Source organism: Paenibacillus sp. MDMC362, from assembly GCF_003269305.1.
GTDB lineage: Bacteria > Bacillota > Bacilli > Paenibacillales > Paenibacillaceae > Paenibacillus_AQ.
Genome location: NZ_QLYT01000043.1, coordinates 1 through 17,318 on the forward strand (window position 1 = coordinate 1; position 17,318 = coordinate 17,318).

Annotated in this window: 10 protein-coding genes; all 10 read left to right on the forward strand. The window is 54.3% G+C overall.

Translation table 11 applies throughout. From position 1 onward, the window contains the following. The first annotated feature begins 147 nt into the window (after positions 1–147). The 10 genes from addB (at position 148) to DP091_RS21580 (ending at position 17,237) form a co-directional block, all read left to right on the forward strand. Entirely contained in the window at positions 148–3,678 is a 3,531-nt protein-coding gene (gene addB / locus DP091_RS21535) for a helicase-exonuclease AddAB subunit AddB (protein WP_113060201.1), read from the forward strand. 5 nt (positions 3,679–3,683) lie between these two features. Continuing rightward, positions 3,684–7,799 (forward strand): helicase-exonuclease AddAB subunit AddA, encoded by a 4,116-nt coding sequence (gene addA / locus DP091_RS21540; protein ID WP_113060220.1) that lies wholly within the window; start codon positions 3,684–3,686, stop codon positions 7,797–7,799. Positions 7,800–7,849: 50 nt separating this feature from the next. Then, positions 7,850–9,028, forward strand: coding sequence for an exonuclease SbcCD subunit D (locus tag DP091_RS21545; protein ID WP_113060202.1), 1,179 nt, complete (start codon positions 7,850–7,852; stop codon positions 9,026–9,028). Then, positions 9,029–12,478, forward strand: a complete 3,450-nt coding sequence (locus tag DP091_RS21550) for an AAA family ATPase (protein ID WP_113060203.1) — start codon at positions 9,029–9,031, stop codon at positions 12,476–12,478. A gap of 272 nt (positions 12,479–12,750) precedes the next feature. Beyond that, positions 12,751–13,110 carry a histidine triad nucleotide-binding protein gene (locus DP091_RS21555; RefSeq protein ID WP_071222932.1) on the forward strand — a complete coding sequence of 120 codons (360 nt, stop codon included), beginning with the start codon at positions 12,751–12,753 and terminating at the stop codon, positions 13,108–13,110. Between the two features lie 184 nt (positions 13,111–13,294). After that, entirely contained in the window at positions 13,295–13,468 is a 174-nt protein-coding gene (gene rpsU, locus DP091_RS21560; RefSeq protein ID WP_005547957.1) for a 30S ribosomal protein S21, read from the forward strand. Positions 13,469–13,484: 16 nt separating this feature from the next. After that, positions 13,485–13,925 carry a GatB/YqeY domain-containing protein gene (locus tag DP091_RS21565; protein ID WP_006209020.1) on the forward strand — a complete coding sequence of 147 codons (441 nt, stop codon included), beginning with the start codon at positions 13,485–13,487 and terminating at the stop codon, positions 13,923–13,925. 260 nt (positions 13,926–14,185) lie between these two features. Then, entirely contained in the window at positions 14,186–15,547 is a 1,362-nt protein-coding gene (locus tag DP091_RS21570; protein ID WP_113060204.1) for an NfeD family protein, read from the forward strand. 94 nt (positions 15,548–15,641) lie between these two features. Further along, on the forward strand, positions 15,642–16,649 hold the full coding sequence (gene floA / locus DP091_RS21575; RefSeq protein WP_113060205.1) for a flotillin-like protein FloA: 1,008 nt from the start codon (positions 15,642–15,644) through the stop codon (positions 16,647–16,649). 18 nt (positions 16,650–16,667) lie between these two features. Next, complete coding sequence (locus DP091_RS21580; protein ID WP_113060206.1) at positions 16,668–17,237, forward strand: hypothetical protein; 570 nt, start codon at positions 16,668–16,670, stop codon at positions 17,235–17,237. Positions 17,238–17,318: the final 81 nt, after the last annotated feature.

The window sequence follows — 17,318 nt, forward strand, 5'->3', positions numbered from 1 at the left end:
CCGAGCTGCTTCCTGATTCGCTTCGTGATCAAAAGCGGACTTTTTGAACAACCTCTAATAGATTCAAGGGCATGATTTCACCGGACACGCAGCTTGTTTCGGAGGGTGAAGGAGTCCTTTTCGGAGACGATGTAAAGGAGGCATAGCATGAGCGTTCAATTTGTTATTGGCAGGTCGGGCAGCGGCAAGAGCACGTCGATCCGCCAAGAGATGATCGAACGATTGGAGCAAGATCCCAAGGGGAATCCGATGATACTGATCGTTCCCGAGCAAGGGTCCTATGAAGCGGAGCACGCACTCGTTAATGCAGGAGGCATTCGCGGGATGATGCGCGCGCAAGTGCTCAGTTTCCGCCGACTGGCTTACCGTGTCATGCAGGAAACCGGAGGGGCCGCGAAGGTGGCGATCAGCGAAGAAGGCAAGCGCATGCTGCTGTACAAAATTTTGCGGAGGCGCAAAGAAGAGCTCCAATTGTTCGGTGCTTCGGGAGAGCAGCATGGTTTTGTCGGTAAGCTGAGCGAGCTGTATACGGAGATGAAGCGCTATTGCATTGACGCTGCCTGCGTGGAGGAGCAGCTGGGACAGATGCTGTCAGGCTCTGGGAATTCTCCGATGCTTCAGCGCAAGCTGGAGGACATCGTTACGGTCTTTCGCGATTTTGAGCTTGAGATTTCAAGGTTCTATATGGATGAGGAAGATACGCTGGCCTCATTGGCAGAAGGCGTGACCCAATCGGAGTATATCAAGCGCGCAGACATTTGGATCGATGGCTTCCATGGCTTTACGCCGCAGGAGTACCGGGTGCTCCGGGAAATTATGACGCATGCCAACCGAGTAACGATTGCGTTGACACTGGACAAGCCTTATACGAACGGGAATGTTCCGCATGAGCTGGATCTCTTTCATCCTACCGCGGTGACGTACATAAAGCTTGAAGGCATTGCCAATGAGATGGGGGTGGATATGGAGCATCGTATTCTGCAACCCGATGTTCTTCCGCGGTTCCAAGAATCCCCTCTGCTTGCCCATCTCGAGCGCGGTTATGATCGGAAGAAACGTTGGACGGGAGCTGCCCGTGACGGAGTTACAGTGAGCCATCCGGATGGCAGCAGGGCAGGTCTTCTTCTGCATGCTGCCAGTCACCGCCGGGCTGAAATTGAAGGGGCTTTACGCGAAATGGTGCGACTCGCCCGGGAAGAAGGAGCAAGATACCGGGAAATGGCCGTGTTTGTCCGGAATATGGGAGAATATGAGCATCTGATAGGTCCTTTGTTCAGGGAACACGGCGTTCCTTATTTTCTGGATCAGAAGCGAAGCGAGCTCCATCATCCGCTGGTCGAATTTATTCGCTCTGCGCTGGATATCATCGGTCGCCGCTGGCGTTATGAGGACGTATTCCGCTGCGTGAAGACGGATCTGCTGCTGCCGCTGGACGGATCGCTTACCCGTGAGGACATGGACCGCCTGGAGAACCATGTGCTGGCTTCCGGAATCCAGGGCACGCGCTGGACGGATGGACGTCCCTGGAAGGGGATCCCAAGTCTCTCCTTAGAAGACGGAGAGAGTGAGGTACGCAATCCGGATGGGATGCAGGCGATTGAGTATGCCAGAAAGGTGATTACGGAGCCGCTGCATGCGTTTGAGAAGCGGATGAAGAAGGCAACGAGTGCAACGGATCAGAGCACGGCGGTCTACCGGCTTCTGGAGGAAGCCGCTGTTCCTGAGAAGCTCGAGCTGTTAAGCCGCGCTGCTCTGGATGCCGGGCGTCCTGAGGAAGCCAGGGAGCATCGCCAGGTATGGGGGGCAGTGCTTGACCTGCTCGATCAGATTGTGGAGATGATGGGTACGGAGAAGGTGAGCACCGAATTGTTCACGGGCGTGCTGGGTACGGGACTTACGGAGATGAAAATGGCCCTGGTGCCTCCTTCTCTGGATCAAGTGCTGATCGGCAGCATGGATCGGACACGGACGGGCGGGGTGAAATATGCTTTTCTGCTCGGCATTAACGATGGTGTTCTCCCAGCCCAGTTCCAGGACGATGGGATCCTGACAGAACCGGAGCGTGTTCAGCTCGAAGACCGCGGCTTGGAGCTTGCTCCAAGCATATCCCGCAGACTGCTGGATGAACGGTTCCTGATTTATAATGCTCTGACTTCGGCCAGCAAGCAGCTGTGGGTCAGCTATCCTGCGGCGGACGATGAAGGCAAGACGTTGCTGCCGTCCGAGGTCATACGCCATTTGAAGCTGATGTTTCAGATGGAAGAGGTCCCTTTGTTTCCAAGACCGCATGCCGGGCAATCGGCCAGCGAGCAGGAGCATTATGCAGCCCGTCCGGATAAGACGCTTGCTTATTTAACGGGGCGGCTTCGTGACTGGAGGAATGGAGAGGAGATTCCGGGCTTTTGGTGGCATGTGTACAATTGGTATGCGGAACAGCCGGAATTAAGGCCGCGACTTTCTTCGATGCTCTCGTCCTTGTCTTACCGGAATGAAGCCCGGCCGCTTAAGCAGGAAACCAGCAGGCAGTTGTACGGAACGAAGCTGCGGACAAGCGTATCCCGGATGGAGCGCTTTGTTGCGTGTCCGTTTTCCCATTTTGCTTCCCATGGTTTGAAGCTGAGAGAACGGCAGTTGTACCGTCTTCAAGCTCCTGACATCGGGCAGCTGTTTCATGCTGCCTTAAGCAGCATGGCCGTGAAGTTTCAATCACAGCATCGAAGCTGGGGAGACTTGACCGCAGAGGAATGCCTGCGCGAGGCGGAAGCAACGGTCGATCGGCTTGCACCCATGCTGCAGGGTGAAATTCTATTGAGCTCCAAGCGATACGGATATATATCGCGCAAGCTGAAAAACATCGTGGGCAGAGCGTCCGTAATTTTGGGCGAACAAGCAAGGCGGGGCAAATTTGAGCCGATCGGTCTCGAGCTCGATTTCGGTCCCGGGAAGCCGCTGCCGCCGCTGACGTTTGAATTGCCGAACGGGGTCAAAATGGAGATTGTCGGGCGCATTGACCGGGTCGACATGGCACGCGGAGAGCATGGGATTATGCTTCGGGTCATTGATTATAAATCCAGCCAGAAGGATCTGCGATTGCATGAGGTCTATTACGGGTTATCCTTGCAGATGCTGACCTATCTGGACGTGCTGCTGACGTTTGCGGAGGACTGGCTCGGCGAGCAAGCCTTGCCTGCCGGAACCTTGTATTTCCACGTGCATGATCCAATCCTGCAGTCCGCAAACGGCATGACGCCGGAGCAGGCGGCAGAAGAGCTGCTCAAACGATACAAAATGAAGGGCCTGCTGCTGGCAGACCGCGAAGCGGTTTCCCTCATGGATTCGTTCCTTGAAAAAGGGCACTCGACCATTCTGCCTGTCGCCGTCAAAACGGACGGCAGCTTCTACAGCAGCGCGGCCGTGGCAACGCCTGACCAGTGGAAGACCTTGTTGTCCGCCGTGCGGGAGAACATGCTGAATATCGGTTCCAGAATTACGGGAGGCGATGTCGCGATTGTGCCGTACCGGATTCAGCAGGAGACGGCCTGCACGTACTGTTCCTTCCGGCCTGTATGCCAGTTCGACGATGCAATTGAGGGCAGCGAATATCAGCTGCTCGGTAAACCGGGTAAAGATCAGGTTTGGGAAATGCTTGGACATCCGAAGGGAGGAGAGAGCCGGTGAGAGAGATGATAGCAAAACCCGAGGGCAGCATGTGGAGTGACGACCAGTGGAAAGCCATCGCGCTCTCGGGCGATGACATGCTGGTTGCAGCTGCGGCTGGTTCAGGGAAGACCGCCGTGCTGGTTGAACGGATCATTCGCAAAATCCTCGACGATTCCGCGGGGTTCAGTGTTGACCGGCTTCTTGTGGCTACGTTTACCAAGGCAGCGGCTGCCGAAATGCGGGGACGGATTCGGGAAGCGCTTGACCGTGAGCTGGACCGGGATCCGGACAATGAGCATATCCGGCGCCAGCTCGCTTTGCTTGGCAGGGCGTCGATTACAACGCTGCATTCCTTTTGCATGGAAGTCATTCGGCGATATTATCAGTTAATACCTCTGGATCCGGGATTCCGCATTCTGAATGAACATGAGGCGGATATCATGCGGCAGGACTTGCTGGAGGAGCTGTTCGAAGAGAAATACGGCGAGGCCGAGGACGATTCGGAGAGTCGTTTTGTAAGATTGGCGGACTGGTTTAGCGGCGAGCGAACAGATGACGCGCTGTACCGACTCGTGCAGCGTCTCTACGATTTCTCCCGCAGCCATTCTTGGCCGGCACATTGGCTTAGGGAAACGGCTGCCGGCTTCCAGGTGCAAGATACGGAGGCTCTTGGGCAAACGCCATGGGTTCAAAGCATATTGGCGGATGCGCGGTTGGCCTTGAATGGAGCAGCCGGGTTGCTGCAGCAAGCCAGGGCGATCGCCATGCAGCCTGGAGGTCCTGCGCCGTATGTGGACAATCTGGATGACGACTTGCGGCTGGTCGCCTCCCTGCTCGAGGCCATCGATATTTCGCCATGGGAATCGTTGTACGGCATTTTCCGCGAGGCGTCTTTCGGCAAGCTCAAATCCGTTCGGAAGGATGAGGTGCTGCCGGAGCTCCAGGAACAGGTTAAGGAATTGCGGGATAACGTGAAGAAAATTGTCAACGAACTGAAAAGTGCATTGTTTGGCCGTCCGGCATCGGAGTTTTTACAGGAACTTCATACGGCAGCGCCGCTGATGATGGAGCTGTCCGAGACGGTTATCACTTTTGGCGAGCGATACCGGGAGGCTAAGGCAGCCAAAGGCATGGTCGACTTTAACGACCTTGAGCATTATTGCCTCCATATTCTTCGCCACCCCGATTCCGTGCCGGGCCATATGATGCCTTCCGATGCGGCGATGGAATATCGCGAGCAGTTTGATGAAGTGCTGCTTGACGAATATCAGGATACGAATAGCGTACAGGAAGACATTGTACGATTGATCTCCCGGGAAATGCCGGGCAACCGGTTTATGGTCGGAGACGTGAAGCAGAGTATTTATCGGTTCCGCTTGGCGGAGCCGGGACTGTTTCTCGATAAATATAAGACGTTCTCTTCCGACGCGAGCACGGCTCAAGCCGGCATTCGGATTGATTTGGCCCGTAATTTCCGCAGCCGGATGGAAGTGGTGGATGCCGTCAATTTGCTGTTCCGGCAGATCATGAATGAATCCGTAGCCGAGATTGCCTATGATGCCCGGGCTGAGCTTGTATGCGGCGCTTCCTTTCCGGAGCAGGAGATTCAGGATGGGACGAACCCTTACATCCCTGAATTGCTCCTGATTGACCGCCTTGGAAAAGGGGCGGAGGAGCAGTCCGAAGACTCGGCTTCCGAGGAAGACGGGGCTCATCTTGAGGTTGAGGCGCTTGAAATGGAAACCGCCCAGCTGGAGGCTCGCGCCATTGCCCGCAGAATCCGTGAGATGACAGGCGAAAGCGGGAAGCCGCTCATGGTGTACGATAAGGGACTGAAATCGATGCGGCCCGCAGGGTACGGGGACATGGTTATTTTGCTGCGCTCAGCCATGGTATGGGCACCGTTAATTATAGAGGAGCTGCGTCAGGAAGGAATTCCGGCGTTTGGCGAGCAGAACAAAGGATATTTTCAGGCGACGGAAGTGGAGATCATCTTATCGCTGCTGCAGGTGATTGATAATCCTCGGCAGGATATTCCCCTGGCTTCCGTATTGCGCTCGCCCATCCTCGGATTATCCGAGGAAGAGATGGCACAGGTGCGCCTGTGTGCCAAAGGGACTTATTACGATGCACTTCAAGCGGCAGTCGCGTTAAGCAGCGTCCCGTCGGTCATGGATTCGGCGCGCCCTGTGGGCTTTGTGGATGGCAAATGGACCCCAGGCGTAGAACTGGAAGGCTTGGCCGAAGCAGCAGCAGGTCATGAGCTTGTGGTTGGCAGCCTTCTTTCGGATGCTCCGCCATCAGCGGAAGGTCAGAATATCGAAATATCCCCGGAGCTTGGCTCAAAGCTCGGATTGTTTATGGATCGGCTTCAGCGCTGGCGGCAGGAAGCCCGTCAAGGAAGTTTGAGCGATCTGATCTGGCGAATTTACAGTGAAACCGGCTATTTGGATTGGGTTGGCGGTCTGCCCGGCGGCAAGCAGCGTCAGGGCAATCTGACTGCTTTGTATGACAGGGCCGTGCAGTATGAACAGGATACAGCCTCCAGAGGGCTCTTCCGCTTCCTGACCTTTATCTCCCGGCTACGGGAGCGAGGCGGGGATCTCGGCACGGCCGGCGGTACGGAAAGTCAGGGCAACGCGGTGCGCCTGATGACCATCCACAAGAGTAAGGGGCTGGAGTTCCCGGTTGTTTTTGTAGCGGGATTATCCAAAAATTTCAACCAGCAGGATTTGAATTCCCCTTTCCTGATGCATAAGGAGCTAGGCTTTGGACCGAAGTTTGTAGATGAAGGCATGCGCGTTAGCTATCCGACGCTGCCTAATCTGGCGATCCGGCGCAGGTCACAGCTGGAGCTGTTGGCTGAGGAGATGCGTGTGCTTTACGTTGCTCTTACCCGGCCTAAAGAGAAAATGATCCTGGTCGGCACGGTGAAGGATTTGCCGAAGAAGGTAACTGCGTGGGCACAAGCCGATTTTAACCCGGAGCTTCTTCTGCCGGATTACGTTCTTGCCCGGGGCCGGAGTTACTTGGATTGGATCGGTCCGGCCGTGATACGCCATCCATCCGCGGGTGTGCTCCGCGAAAAGGCGGGATTATCCGAGGAGACAAGCTCACGCGTGTTGGGGGAAGATCGATCGCAATGGATATTTTCGATCGAGACGCCGGAATCCTTGGCGCAGGGCATGACCGGCATTGAGGAAGACACGCGGGCGGATAGCGACGATCGGATGAATAAGCTGACTGCCCTGCGCAAGCTCGAGCCGGTTGTTCCGGTGGCTGGTATAGCCGAATCGGAAGATAAGGGTGGAGACGGTCAACGTGCAGGCATCTATGAGCGTTTGTCTTGGAGTTATCGATATGAAACGGTTAGTCAAATTTCCGCCAAAACGTCCGTAACGGAGATGAAGAAGCTGCTTGCCTTGCAGGACAGCCCTTCCCTCGATCTGCTTCAGGAGCAGGCTGTAAAACGTCAGAGCAAGGAAAACATCGGGGGAGACGCTTCCTTCACACTGAACTTGCGGCGGCCGAAGTTTATCGAGTCAACGAAGCTGACACCCGCGGAACGGGGAACCGTGTATCATACGATCATGCAGCATGTGCCTCTTGAACGGCTGGAGGGAACTGCGGAACCAACGACGGAGATCGAAGACACGATCCGCTACCTTGTAGAAAAAGAAATCTTAACAGGCGAGCAGGCAGCCGCAGTGGAAGCTCAGGAGATCAGCGGCCTTTTTGCTTGCGAGGTAGGGGAGCAGCTGCTGACTGCAGAGGATGTCTGGCGCGAGATGCCGTTTTCATACGCACTCCCAGCAGTTGAAGCTTATCAAGGGCTCGCTTTCATGGACCAAATCTCGGACCAAGCGGCCGAAGCAGCCCCGGATGCGCAGCTCCTTCAGGACGAAACCGTGCTGATCCAAGGGGTTGTGGACTGCCTGTTCAGGCATAACGGGAGACTTGTGCTGCTGGATTATAAAACAGACCGGGTGTTGGAGCATCGCGGCGGCGTTTTTGCCTTGGCCGAGCAGTATCGCTTTCAGCTGGATCTATATGCGAAGGCCTTGGAGGATATTTTGGGCGAGTCCGTTCATGAAAAATGGCTGTACTTTTTTGATGGGGGACATGCCGTACAACTCTAGCATTTTTATTGGTTATATGTGGAAGTTTGAAGCGGGAGAGGAGATTAGCGATGCGTATTTTGCATACCGGTGACTGGCATCTGGGACGCACGCTCGAAGGGCGGAGCAGGCTTGCAGAGCAGGAGCGCTTTCTGGATGAACTGGTTAAGCTGGCAGATGAAGAGCAGGCCGATTTGATCCTCATGGCGGGGGACGTCTATGATTCCGTAAATCCGCCAGCGGCGGCGGAGCAGCTGTTCTACGATGCGGCTGCCAGGCTCACGGAGGGGGGGCGCCCTATGGTGGTCATTGCAGGCAACCACGATCAGCCGGAACGGGTTGCATCGGTCACGCCGCTTGTTGCAACCAGGGGCATAACGCTGATCGGGACTCCTGTTGCCGATGCGGTCACCGTTGCAGCGGCACGTACCGGAGAAACGGCCAAGATTGCGGCACTCCCTTATCCGTCGGAGGCCAGGCTCAACGAGCTGCTGTCGATCGATGGAGATGAGGATCAGCTCCGCCGTGCCTATAGCGTGAGAGTCGGACAACTGATGAGGAAGATGGCGAGGGATTTTTCTCCGCAGACGGTCAATCTGGCCATGAGCCATATCTATGTGCTTGGCGGCGTCGAGAGTGATTCCGAGCGACCGATTCAGGTCGGTGGAGCGTACACGGTTGATCCGTTGGCACTTTCTGTAGGTGCATCCTATACGGCGCTTGGCCATCTGCATCGTTCTCAGGCAGTAAAAGGGGAGGGGATCATCCGATACAGCGGTTCACCGCTGGCCTATAGCTTCTCGGAAGCGGGACAGGCCAAATCGGTGACCCTGGTTGACGTATCGCCAGGAGGAGCCCCCGTGATCGAGGAGCTGTTTCTTAGCAGCGGCCGCCCGCTTGTTCGCTGGAAGGCCAAGGGCGGCCTGGAAGAAGTGTATCGATGGCTGGATGAAGGGCGTGATCCAGAAGCTTTCATAGATCTGGAGATATCCCTGACGGAGGCCATGGGGCTTGCCGACATTCAGCGACTTCGAAAGAGCAGGGACGGCATTGTTCACATTCGTCCGGTTTACCCGGAGATGGAGGCGCTGGAGCTGGAGAGCGAACGCTCCCGGCTGCCGCTGCCGGACCTGTTCCGAAAGTTCTACCAGCGGCAAACCGGCGGGGCGGAGCCCGAGGATCATCTGGTCGATTTGTTTCTGGAGCTTGTAGAGGAAGAGGAGCCTGACGGGACGGAGGTGAAGTCGTAGATGAAACCGATCTTGTTGAAGCTATCCGGACTGCAAAGTTATCGAGATGCGCAGGAGATTGATTTTGAGACGTTGTGCGAGACCGGACTCTTCGGTATTTTCGGACCGACGGGAAGCGGGAAATCCACGCTGCTGGACGCTATTACGCTAGCCATGTACGGAAAGGTGGAGCGTGCGGTTAATGGAACCCAGGGCATCATGAACCATTCGGAGGATAGCTTGTCCGTCTCTTTTACGTTTGAGTTGTCTTCCGCTGCCGGATTGGAGCGATACCGGGTAGAACGCCGATTCAAACGGGTCAATGAGCTCTCCATCAGCAATACGGTGAGTCGATTTATCCACGTTGCCCCCGATGGGGATCAGGTGATGGCGGATAAACTGGCCGAAGTTACCCGCTGCGTAGAAGAGAAAATTGGACTTAAAATGGATGATTTTACCCGAGCGGTCGTTCTTCCTCAGGGAAAGTTTGCTGAATTCCTCTCCCTGAAGGGGAGTGAACGGCGGCAGATGCTTCAGCGGCTGTTTCATTTGGAACGGTACGGAGACCAGCTTGCGATCAAGCTCAGCCGCCGCGTGAAAGATACAGAGGGTTCGCTGAAATCCGTCGAAGCTGAACAGCAAGGGCTGGGCAGTGCAGGCAAAGATGCTCTGGCGGAAGCGACGACGGTGCTGGAGGATGCCAAGAAACACGCGGCGTCATCCCGGAATCTTCTCCAGGCCGCCATCGAAGCCCATGAAGCTATGGGCAAAATCCGTGAGTTGGATATGGAAAAACGGCGTCTCCAAGGGAAGCTGGATGAACTTGCCCTTCATGAGGAAGAGATGAAGCAGCTGGAACGTCGGCTTGAGCTGACAGGGGCGGCAGCCGCTGTTCTTCCTGCGCTTGAAGGTTGGCGCGAATCCGGCAAGGCCTGGGATCATCGGAGGCAGATTGCCGAAGGACTCACTGCGCAAGCCGCATCCGCCCAAAAAGCGGCGGAGCAAGCCGTCAAGGCGGATGAAGCTGCCCAGGCAGCCCTTCGAGCCGAGGAGCCGAAGCTGGTGCTTCGGGAGCAGCAGCTGGAGCAAGCTGTTTTATTACAGCGGGAACGAGACGGATTACGGGAAGAACTGGTTAGGCTGGATGCGCAGCGAGTGGACGCACGCAAAGAGCTTGATGGGGTAACTGCCCAACTGCAGAAGGAACAGGAACTGCTCGAACGGGGGCAAAAGCGGCAGGAAGAGCTGCAGACCAAGCTGAAAGGGCTTGAGATCCGCTCTGGTGAGCGTCAGGCGCTTCATATGGCGATGCAGAAGGTCCAAGCCCTTGAGTCAGCCGGCAGACGGAAGCAAAAGGCCGAGCTCGAGTTAAAATCGCAGGAGAGCAAGCTGAAGGAGCAAGAAGCAAGATTTATTGCCTTGCAGAAGCAGGAGCAAGAATTGCAGCGGCACTACATACAGCTCTCCGTGCAAGCTGACAGCTTGCACCGTGATGCAGCGGAAGCCTCGTCGTTTGCCGATCGGATGGCGGCCGCGGCAGCTCAGGTAAACCAGGCGATGAGCGACTCGCTTCGCAACAAGCAGCTTCATGCGCTCTCCCTTTCGCTCGCCGCCGAGCTTCGGGAAGGAGCTCCTTGTCCGGTTTGCGGAAGTGAACATCATCCTCAGCCTGCTGTCTCATCAGGGCACCCTGAGGATCATCTCGATGTGACCATGAATCAGCTGGCACAGATCACTCATCAGATCCAGGAGGCCAGATTAACCCTGCGGGGGCAGCTTAACGAAGCGGAAGCGCTGGCAAGCCAAACGCGTTCGCAGATTGAGCCGTATGCAGATGACGAGCTGTTTGCCGTCAAACTAGACGTGCAGGAGCAACAAGGGTGGATGGAGGCAGCAGTGTCAACCATCCCTGCCGCTGATAAAACGTACGATGTAGAAAAGCTTGCTTCGGATACGGCATGGCTCATAAAAGCAGCCGAAACCCAGGCTGCAGCCATCGGGCAATGCCGTACGGAAGCGTCCAAGGTACAGCAGAGCCTCTTCATATGCCGGCAGGAGCTTCTCAAACAGAGCGCCGTGCTTGAGAATGGGCAAATGACATGGAACCAGCTGCGGGATCAGCTAGCAGGGCTGGAAGCTGAAGCTGAAGGCATTATAACTTCCTGGCAGGAAGTCAAGCCAGACTTCTCTCTGGAGGAGGCTACCGGTCGTTTTCAGCTCATGCAAGAGAAGGATGCGGAATCCGAGTCCATAAAAGAAGGGCTGGAGCGCAGCGTTCCATTTATTGAGGAGAAGAAGCGGGCCGTTCTTCGCTTGGAGCAGCAGCTTCGTGAGCTGGAGAAGCAGCTGATTCAATGGGATGCTCAGCGTGAGGGAAAGGCGGATGGACTGAAGGATAAGGAAGAGCGTCTCCGGGCATGGATCGGCGACCGGCCGGCTGAAGAGCTGCTCGGCGAATGCCGGACCAGAATGACCCTGCTAAAGGAAACTGCTGAACAAGCCAGAAGCGAGTGCAGGAAGGCAGAAGAGAAGGCCCAGCATGCAGCCAAGGAAGCGGCTCTTGCAGAACAGGCTGAGAGATCTGCGCAGGAGCAGCACCAAGCCGCCAAGATTGCCTGGGAGAACCAGCTGGCTGCCTCGCCGTTCGCTACGGAGCATGCCGTCCTGGAAGCCTGTTTAACTGCGGAAGAAAGTGAACGATGCGCACAGTTAGTGAAAGCCCATCGGGAAGGGCAGCGGGAATGGACGCTGAGGCTTCGCGACGTCGAACAGAAGCTAGGTGCCAGCCCTTTTCATGAAGAGGAGTGGGAACGGTGCACAGCCGAGCTTCAGGCGGCCCGAACAGCCGATGAGGAGGCCCTGCAGGCGAGAGCCCGAGCCGAGCGTGACTTGGAGGACCTGAACAAACGTCACATCCGGTTTATGGAATTGGAGGAGCAGCGTCTCAGCCTTCAGCGAGAGAGCGAGCGCTTGTCCAAACTGCAGTCCTGCTTGCGCGGAAACGCGTTTGTTGAATATATTGCGGAAGAACAGCTGATGCAGGTGAGTCAGTCGGCTTCCCAGCGTCTTCGTTATTTGACCAAGCAGCGTTATTCGCTTGAGGTGGATTCCGGTGGAGGCTTCGTCATTCGGGACGATGCCAACGGCGGCGTCCGGCGTCCGGTATCCACACTATCGGGAGGCGAGACATTTCTGACCTCACTGGCCTTGGCTTTGGCACTTTCGGCGCAGATTCAGCTGCGCGGACAATATCCGCTGCAGTTCTTTTTCCTCGACGAAGGGTTCGGCACGTTGGATCCGGAGCTGCTGGAAACGGTCATCACCGCGCTTGAGCGGCTCCATACCGATAAGCTGACCGTTGGCATCATCAGTCACGTGCCCGAGCTTCGGGCACGTCTGCCGCGCAAGCTGGTCGTACGGCCGGCGGAGCAAGCGGGATCGGGATCGCAGCTTGCCATCGAATCGATGTAGCATGGGTAATGTGATCCAAATCACGGAAACAGCTACATGGCGCTGTTATAGTACAGATAAGCCGACATATATAAGAAGCACCGGGCAGGCGCTTGATCATGAGAGACTCCAATCTTTTCCCTTGCTCTCGTGATGAAGCGCCTCCTTACTGGACAGCTGCGTTCCAGGGGTGCTTCTCTTTTTTTTGTGTTGGCCTCATTGTCATCTATTGGACGCACTCCCTAATTTCTTATATGATAAAAGCATGTAAACGTATGAAAGGGGTAACCGTAATGGATTGTCTTTTTTGTAAAATCGTAGAGGGGGAGCTTCCTTCCACGAAAGTACTCGAGAATGATAAAGTGCTTGTATTTCAAAACATTAACCCGGAGGCGCCGGTTCATGTTCTGATTATTCCCAAAAAGCATATCGCATCCATGAACGATATTCAGGATGAAGATTTGCTGCTGATTGGCGAGATGCACAAAGCGGCGAAAGAAGCCGCTGCCAAGCTGGGCATTGCGGAGAGCGGTTATCGATTAATTAACAACTGCGGACCTGATGGGGAACAATCGGTGTTTCATGTGCACTATCATCTGATGGGCGGTCGCCGTTTAGGCGCTCTAACAGGCATTTCGCCCGCGCATACATAACATCAGGTCAATGAAGAAACAGATCAGACTCGCAGCGGAACGTCGCGGCGGGGTTGTTCCAATTCCTGCGACTATTGTAAAATAGACGCCTAAGGTTGACACCTTATTTCCGTTTGCCCTATAATGAAGTTTGATGAACCGTGTTAATGCTCTTGGACGGTCTGGTCGGAGGGAGGGAAAACTGGTGTCTGAAACTAAAGTTCGCAAAAACGAGACAATTGATGCTGCACTTCGTCGCTTCAAGCGTTCCATTGCTAAAGATGGCGTATTGGCTGAAGTGAAGAAACGCAAGCATTATGAAAAGCCAAGCGTAAAGCGCAAGAAAAAGTCCGAGGCTGCTCGTAAGAGAAAGTTTTAGGAGGATCTGAACTAGCATGAATCTTAGCGAACGATTGAACGAAGATATGAAGCAAGCGATGAAGAGTAAGGACAAGTTCAAACTCTCAACGATTCGAATGGTTCGTTCGACGATAAAAAATCTTGAAATAGATTTGAAACGAAGTTTGGATGACAACGAAGTGCTTGATATTTTTAGTCGTGAAATCAAACAGCGCAAAGATGCCCTCCAAGAATTTGAAAAAGCGGGACGCGACGATCTTGCCGCCGATGCAAAAGCAGAAATTGAGCTCCTAAGCGCCTACCTCCCGGAACAGCTTACTGAAGAAGAAATTAAAGTCATTGTACAGCAGACCATCCAGGAAACCGGTGCTTCTTCAAAAGCCGAGATGGGTAAAGTAATGAGCGCTCTCATGCCGAAAGTTAAAGGGCGTGCAGATGGAAAGCTTGTCAATCAAGTTGTTCAACAATTTCTGTAACAACATAAGTGAAACACCCCTTGTTTTCTCAAGGGGTGTTTTTTCTTTTTATCCGGGGGGATGTATTCATGAGCCGCCTATTGGCGATGGTTTTTTCTAAGGATGGGCATACTTTTTGAAACGAAATCGTTTCTGATTCGTAGTAACTACCATATGAGGGCAAGTAGATACATATGCTTATGCAAAAGGCAGGCCGCTGAACCCGTTTTGTCGAAGTATAGGGTACAGATGGCTTAATACGTCGAAAAGGAGGGGAACAGATGAGCAGACCGTTTTGGATCCGCAAATTCCTGACATTCACGGCAGCCGTCGTTATGATGCTGATATCAATCGGTATGTATGTAGGTCCGATGAAATCCGCCGTGGCTGCTAACATCGGATCGGTATATGTCATTCCGGTCAAGCAGCAGATCGAGCGCGGCTTAACCAGCTTCATGGAGCGTGGATTTAAGGAAGCCGAGAAGATGGCGGCTGGACTGATCATCCTGGAAATTGATACGCCGGGAGGCCTGGTCGACCAAGCGGGTAAAATTGCATCCTTGATGAAGGCCAGCGATATTCCGATTGTAGCCTACATCACGGGTGATGCCGCATCGGCTGGGAGTTACATTGCGCTGAACGCAGACAAGATTGCCATGTCGGAAGGCAGCATGATTGGCGCGGCTTACATGGTGGATTCAAGGGGGAATCCGATCGAGGATGCCAAGATGGTTTCCTGGTGGAAAACAAGCATGGCGAGTGCCGCTGAAGCTTCAGGTCGAAATCCGGAGATTGCCAAGGGGATGGCTGATCTCAAGATGAAGCTTGACTTACCTGAAGTCGGGTTGACGAAGCAACCCGGCGAGATCATATCGTTGACGCATGATGAAGCGCTGAAGACGGGCTATGCGGATACCATTGCGAACAGCACGGAAGAAGTCATCACGTGGATGGACTACTCGACGCAGGACGTATTTCGGATGGAGCAGACCTTCTCAGAGAAGCTGGCTACCTTCCTCACGCATCCCGGTGTCATGGCGCTCCTGCTCTTCATCGGTATTGCAGGTGTCATTATCGAAGTGATCGTTCCGGGCTTTGGTGTGCCGGGAATTCTAGGGGTGACCGCATTTGTACTGTATTTCTTCGGTAACCAGGTTGCAGGATTTGCCGGTTGGGAGAATTGGCTGCTGTTTGTGATCGGTATCGTGATGCTGGCGATGGAGCTGTTTGTGCCAAGCTTCGGGATACTGGGTATCATTGGATCAGCCAGCTTGATTGCCGGCGTTGTTATGGCGGCCTACAGCACGTCTCATGTGGCTTTATCCCTAGGTATTGGGGCGGCTTGTGCCCTGGTGGCTATCATCGTGGTCGCTCTCGTATTTAAGGAACGGGGAATATGGCAGAAGTTTATTCTCAGCGAGAGCTTATCTAAAGAGCAAGGGTATATTCCGAATGAAGACCGGGATGTACTTATCGGGCTGGTCGGCACTTCGATCACGCCGCTGCGACCGGCTGGAACGATGGAGCTTGAGGGACGACGCCTTGATGTAGTCACCCTTGGAGGATTTATCGATTCCGGTCGGCCGGTCCGCATCATCAAGACGGACGGCACCAGAATTGTCGTGGAGGAAGAAAAAGGGTGAACCTCGTAACGGAATTGTGTAGTATTAAAAGGGCCAGTGTTTAAATGTTCTAAGTGATGAAGGCAAATATTTATTAAATGGAGGGTAAACGAATATGGAATTGGATGGTTCATTGGTACCGATTCTTCTAATCGGTGTTGTCGCGATTATCGTGCTTAGCGTGTTTTTCAGTTTCTTCCCGTTAATGCTCTGGATCTCGGCGCTCGCTTCCGGCGTGCGCATCGGGATTATTACATTGGTGGCCATGCGCCTGCGGCGCGTAACCCCAAGCCGGATTGTGAATCCGCTCATCAAGGCAACGAAGGCAGGACTTGGCCTTAACATCAACCAACTGGAGAGTCACTATCTCGCAGGCGGTAACGTAGACCGGGTAGTCAATGCCTTGATTGCAGCCCAACGCGCCAATATTCCGCTCGAGTTTGAAAGAGCTGCGGCGATTGACCTTGCCGGACGTGATGTTCTGCAGGCGGTGCAAATGAGTGTTAACCCTCGCGTGATCGAAACGCCAGTGGTAGCAGCTGTAGCCAAAGACGGGATTGAAGTCAAAGTTAAAGCCCGTGTAACCGTGCGTGCCAACATTGACCGTTTGGTCGGGGGTGCTGGCGAAGAGACGATTATTGCTCGTGTCGGTGAAGGGATTGTAACGACGGTAGGTTCCAGTAATTCGCATAAAGATGTCCTTGAAAATCCGGATCTGATCTCAAGAACGGTCCTGTCCAAAGGGCTAGATGCAGGAACCGCATTTGAAATTCTGTCCATCGATATCGCGGATGTGGATGTAGGCAAAAACATCGGTGCATACTTGCAGACCGAACAGGCGGAAGCCGACAAGCGTATTGCCCAGGCGAAGGCGGAAGAACGCCGAGCGATGGCGGTAGCCCAAGAGCAAGAGATGAAGGCTCGCGTCGTAGAGATGAGAGCACGCGTTGTGGAATCGGAATCCCAAGTTCCGCTGGCTATGGCTGAAGCGCTTCGCAGCGGCCAACTGGGCGTGATGGATTATATGAACCTGAAGAATATCGAAGCCGACACGCAGATGAGGGGTTCCTTCGGTAAGATGGGTGAGAATAATGACAATTCCGGAGACAACAAAACCAAGTAACGATGAGGTGAGCCTATAGTGAGCTGGTTAATCGAAAATTTTTACATTGTAGCTGTTATAGGCTTCTTCATCATCTCCGCCCTCGGAAGACGCGGGAAGAACCCTGAGGAGGGGAAACATCCCCGTATGCCGTCTTTCGGCGGCGAAGGGGACCGTCCTGCAAGACCGGGGCAGCAGCGGCCTGAAGCAAGACGGGTGCAGACGACTCCGCAAGCCTCCCGTCCGGCACCTGTTCAGGAAAGCACCCGGATCGAGCGGATGGATGAAGAAGAAATGGATACCGGTAACGGATACTCTCTTGAACATCAAGAGATTGATCGAGCGAGACGTGCGGAAGAAGTGAGATCTCACTCTGATAGCATAGATCATAGAATCGAGATGATGGAGCGGGATTTGAGCCGAATTCACTCGAATTTGAACCGGATGACCATCGCATTACCGGAAACGGTTGTCGAAAGCCGGGATGATAATCATGAACAGTCCAGGGGCAGTGGATCGTTTCTTGCAGAGCAAGCCCGAAACGGCATTGTTTGGGCCGAAATCCTGGGAACTCCGCGTGCCAAGCGCCCCATGAATCCTCGTCGTTAACTTGGCGGATTCTTTCGAGACAGTCGACCCGATAACTTGAACAAGAAATGCGTAAATAAGATTCAATTCATAGATTCATAG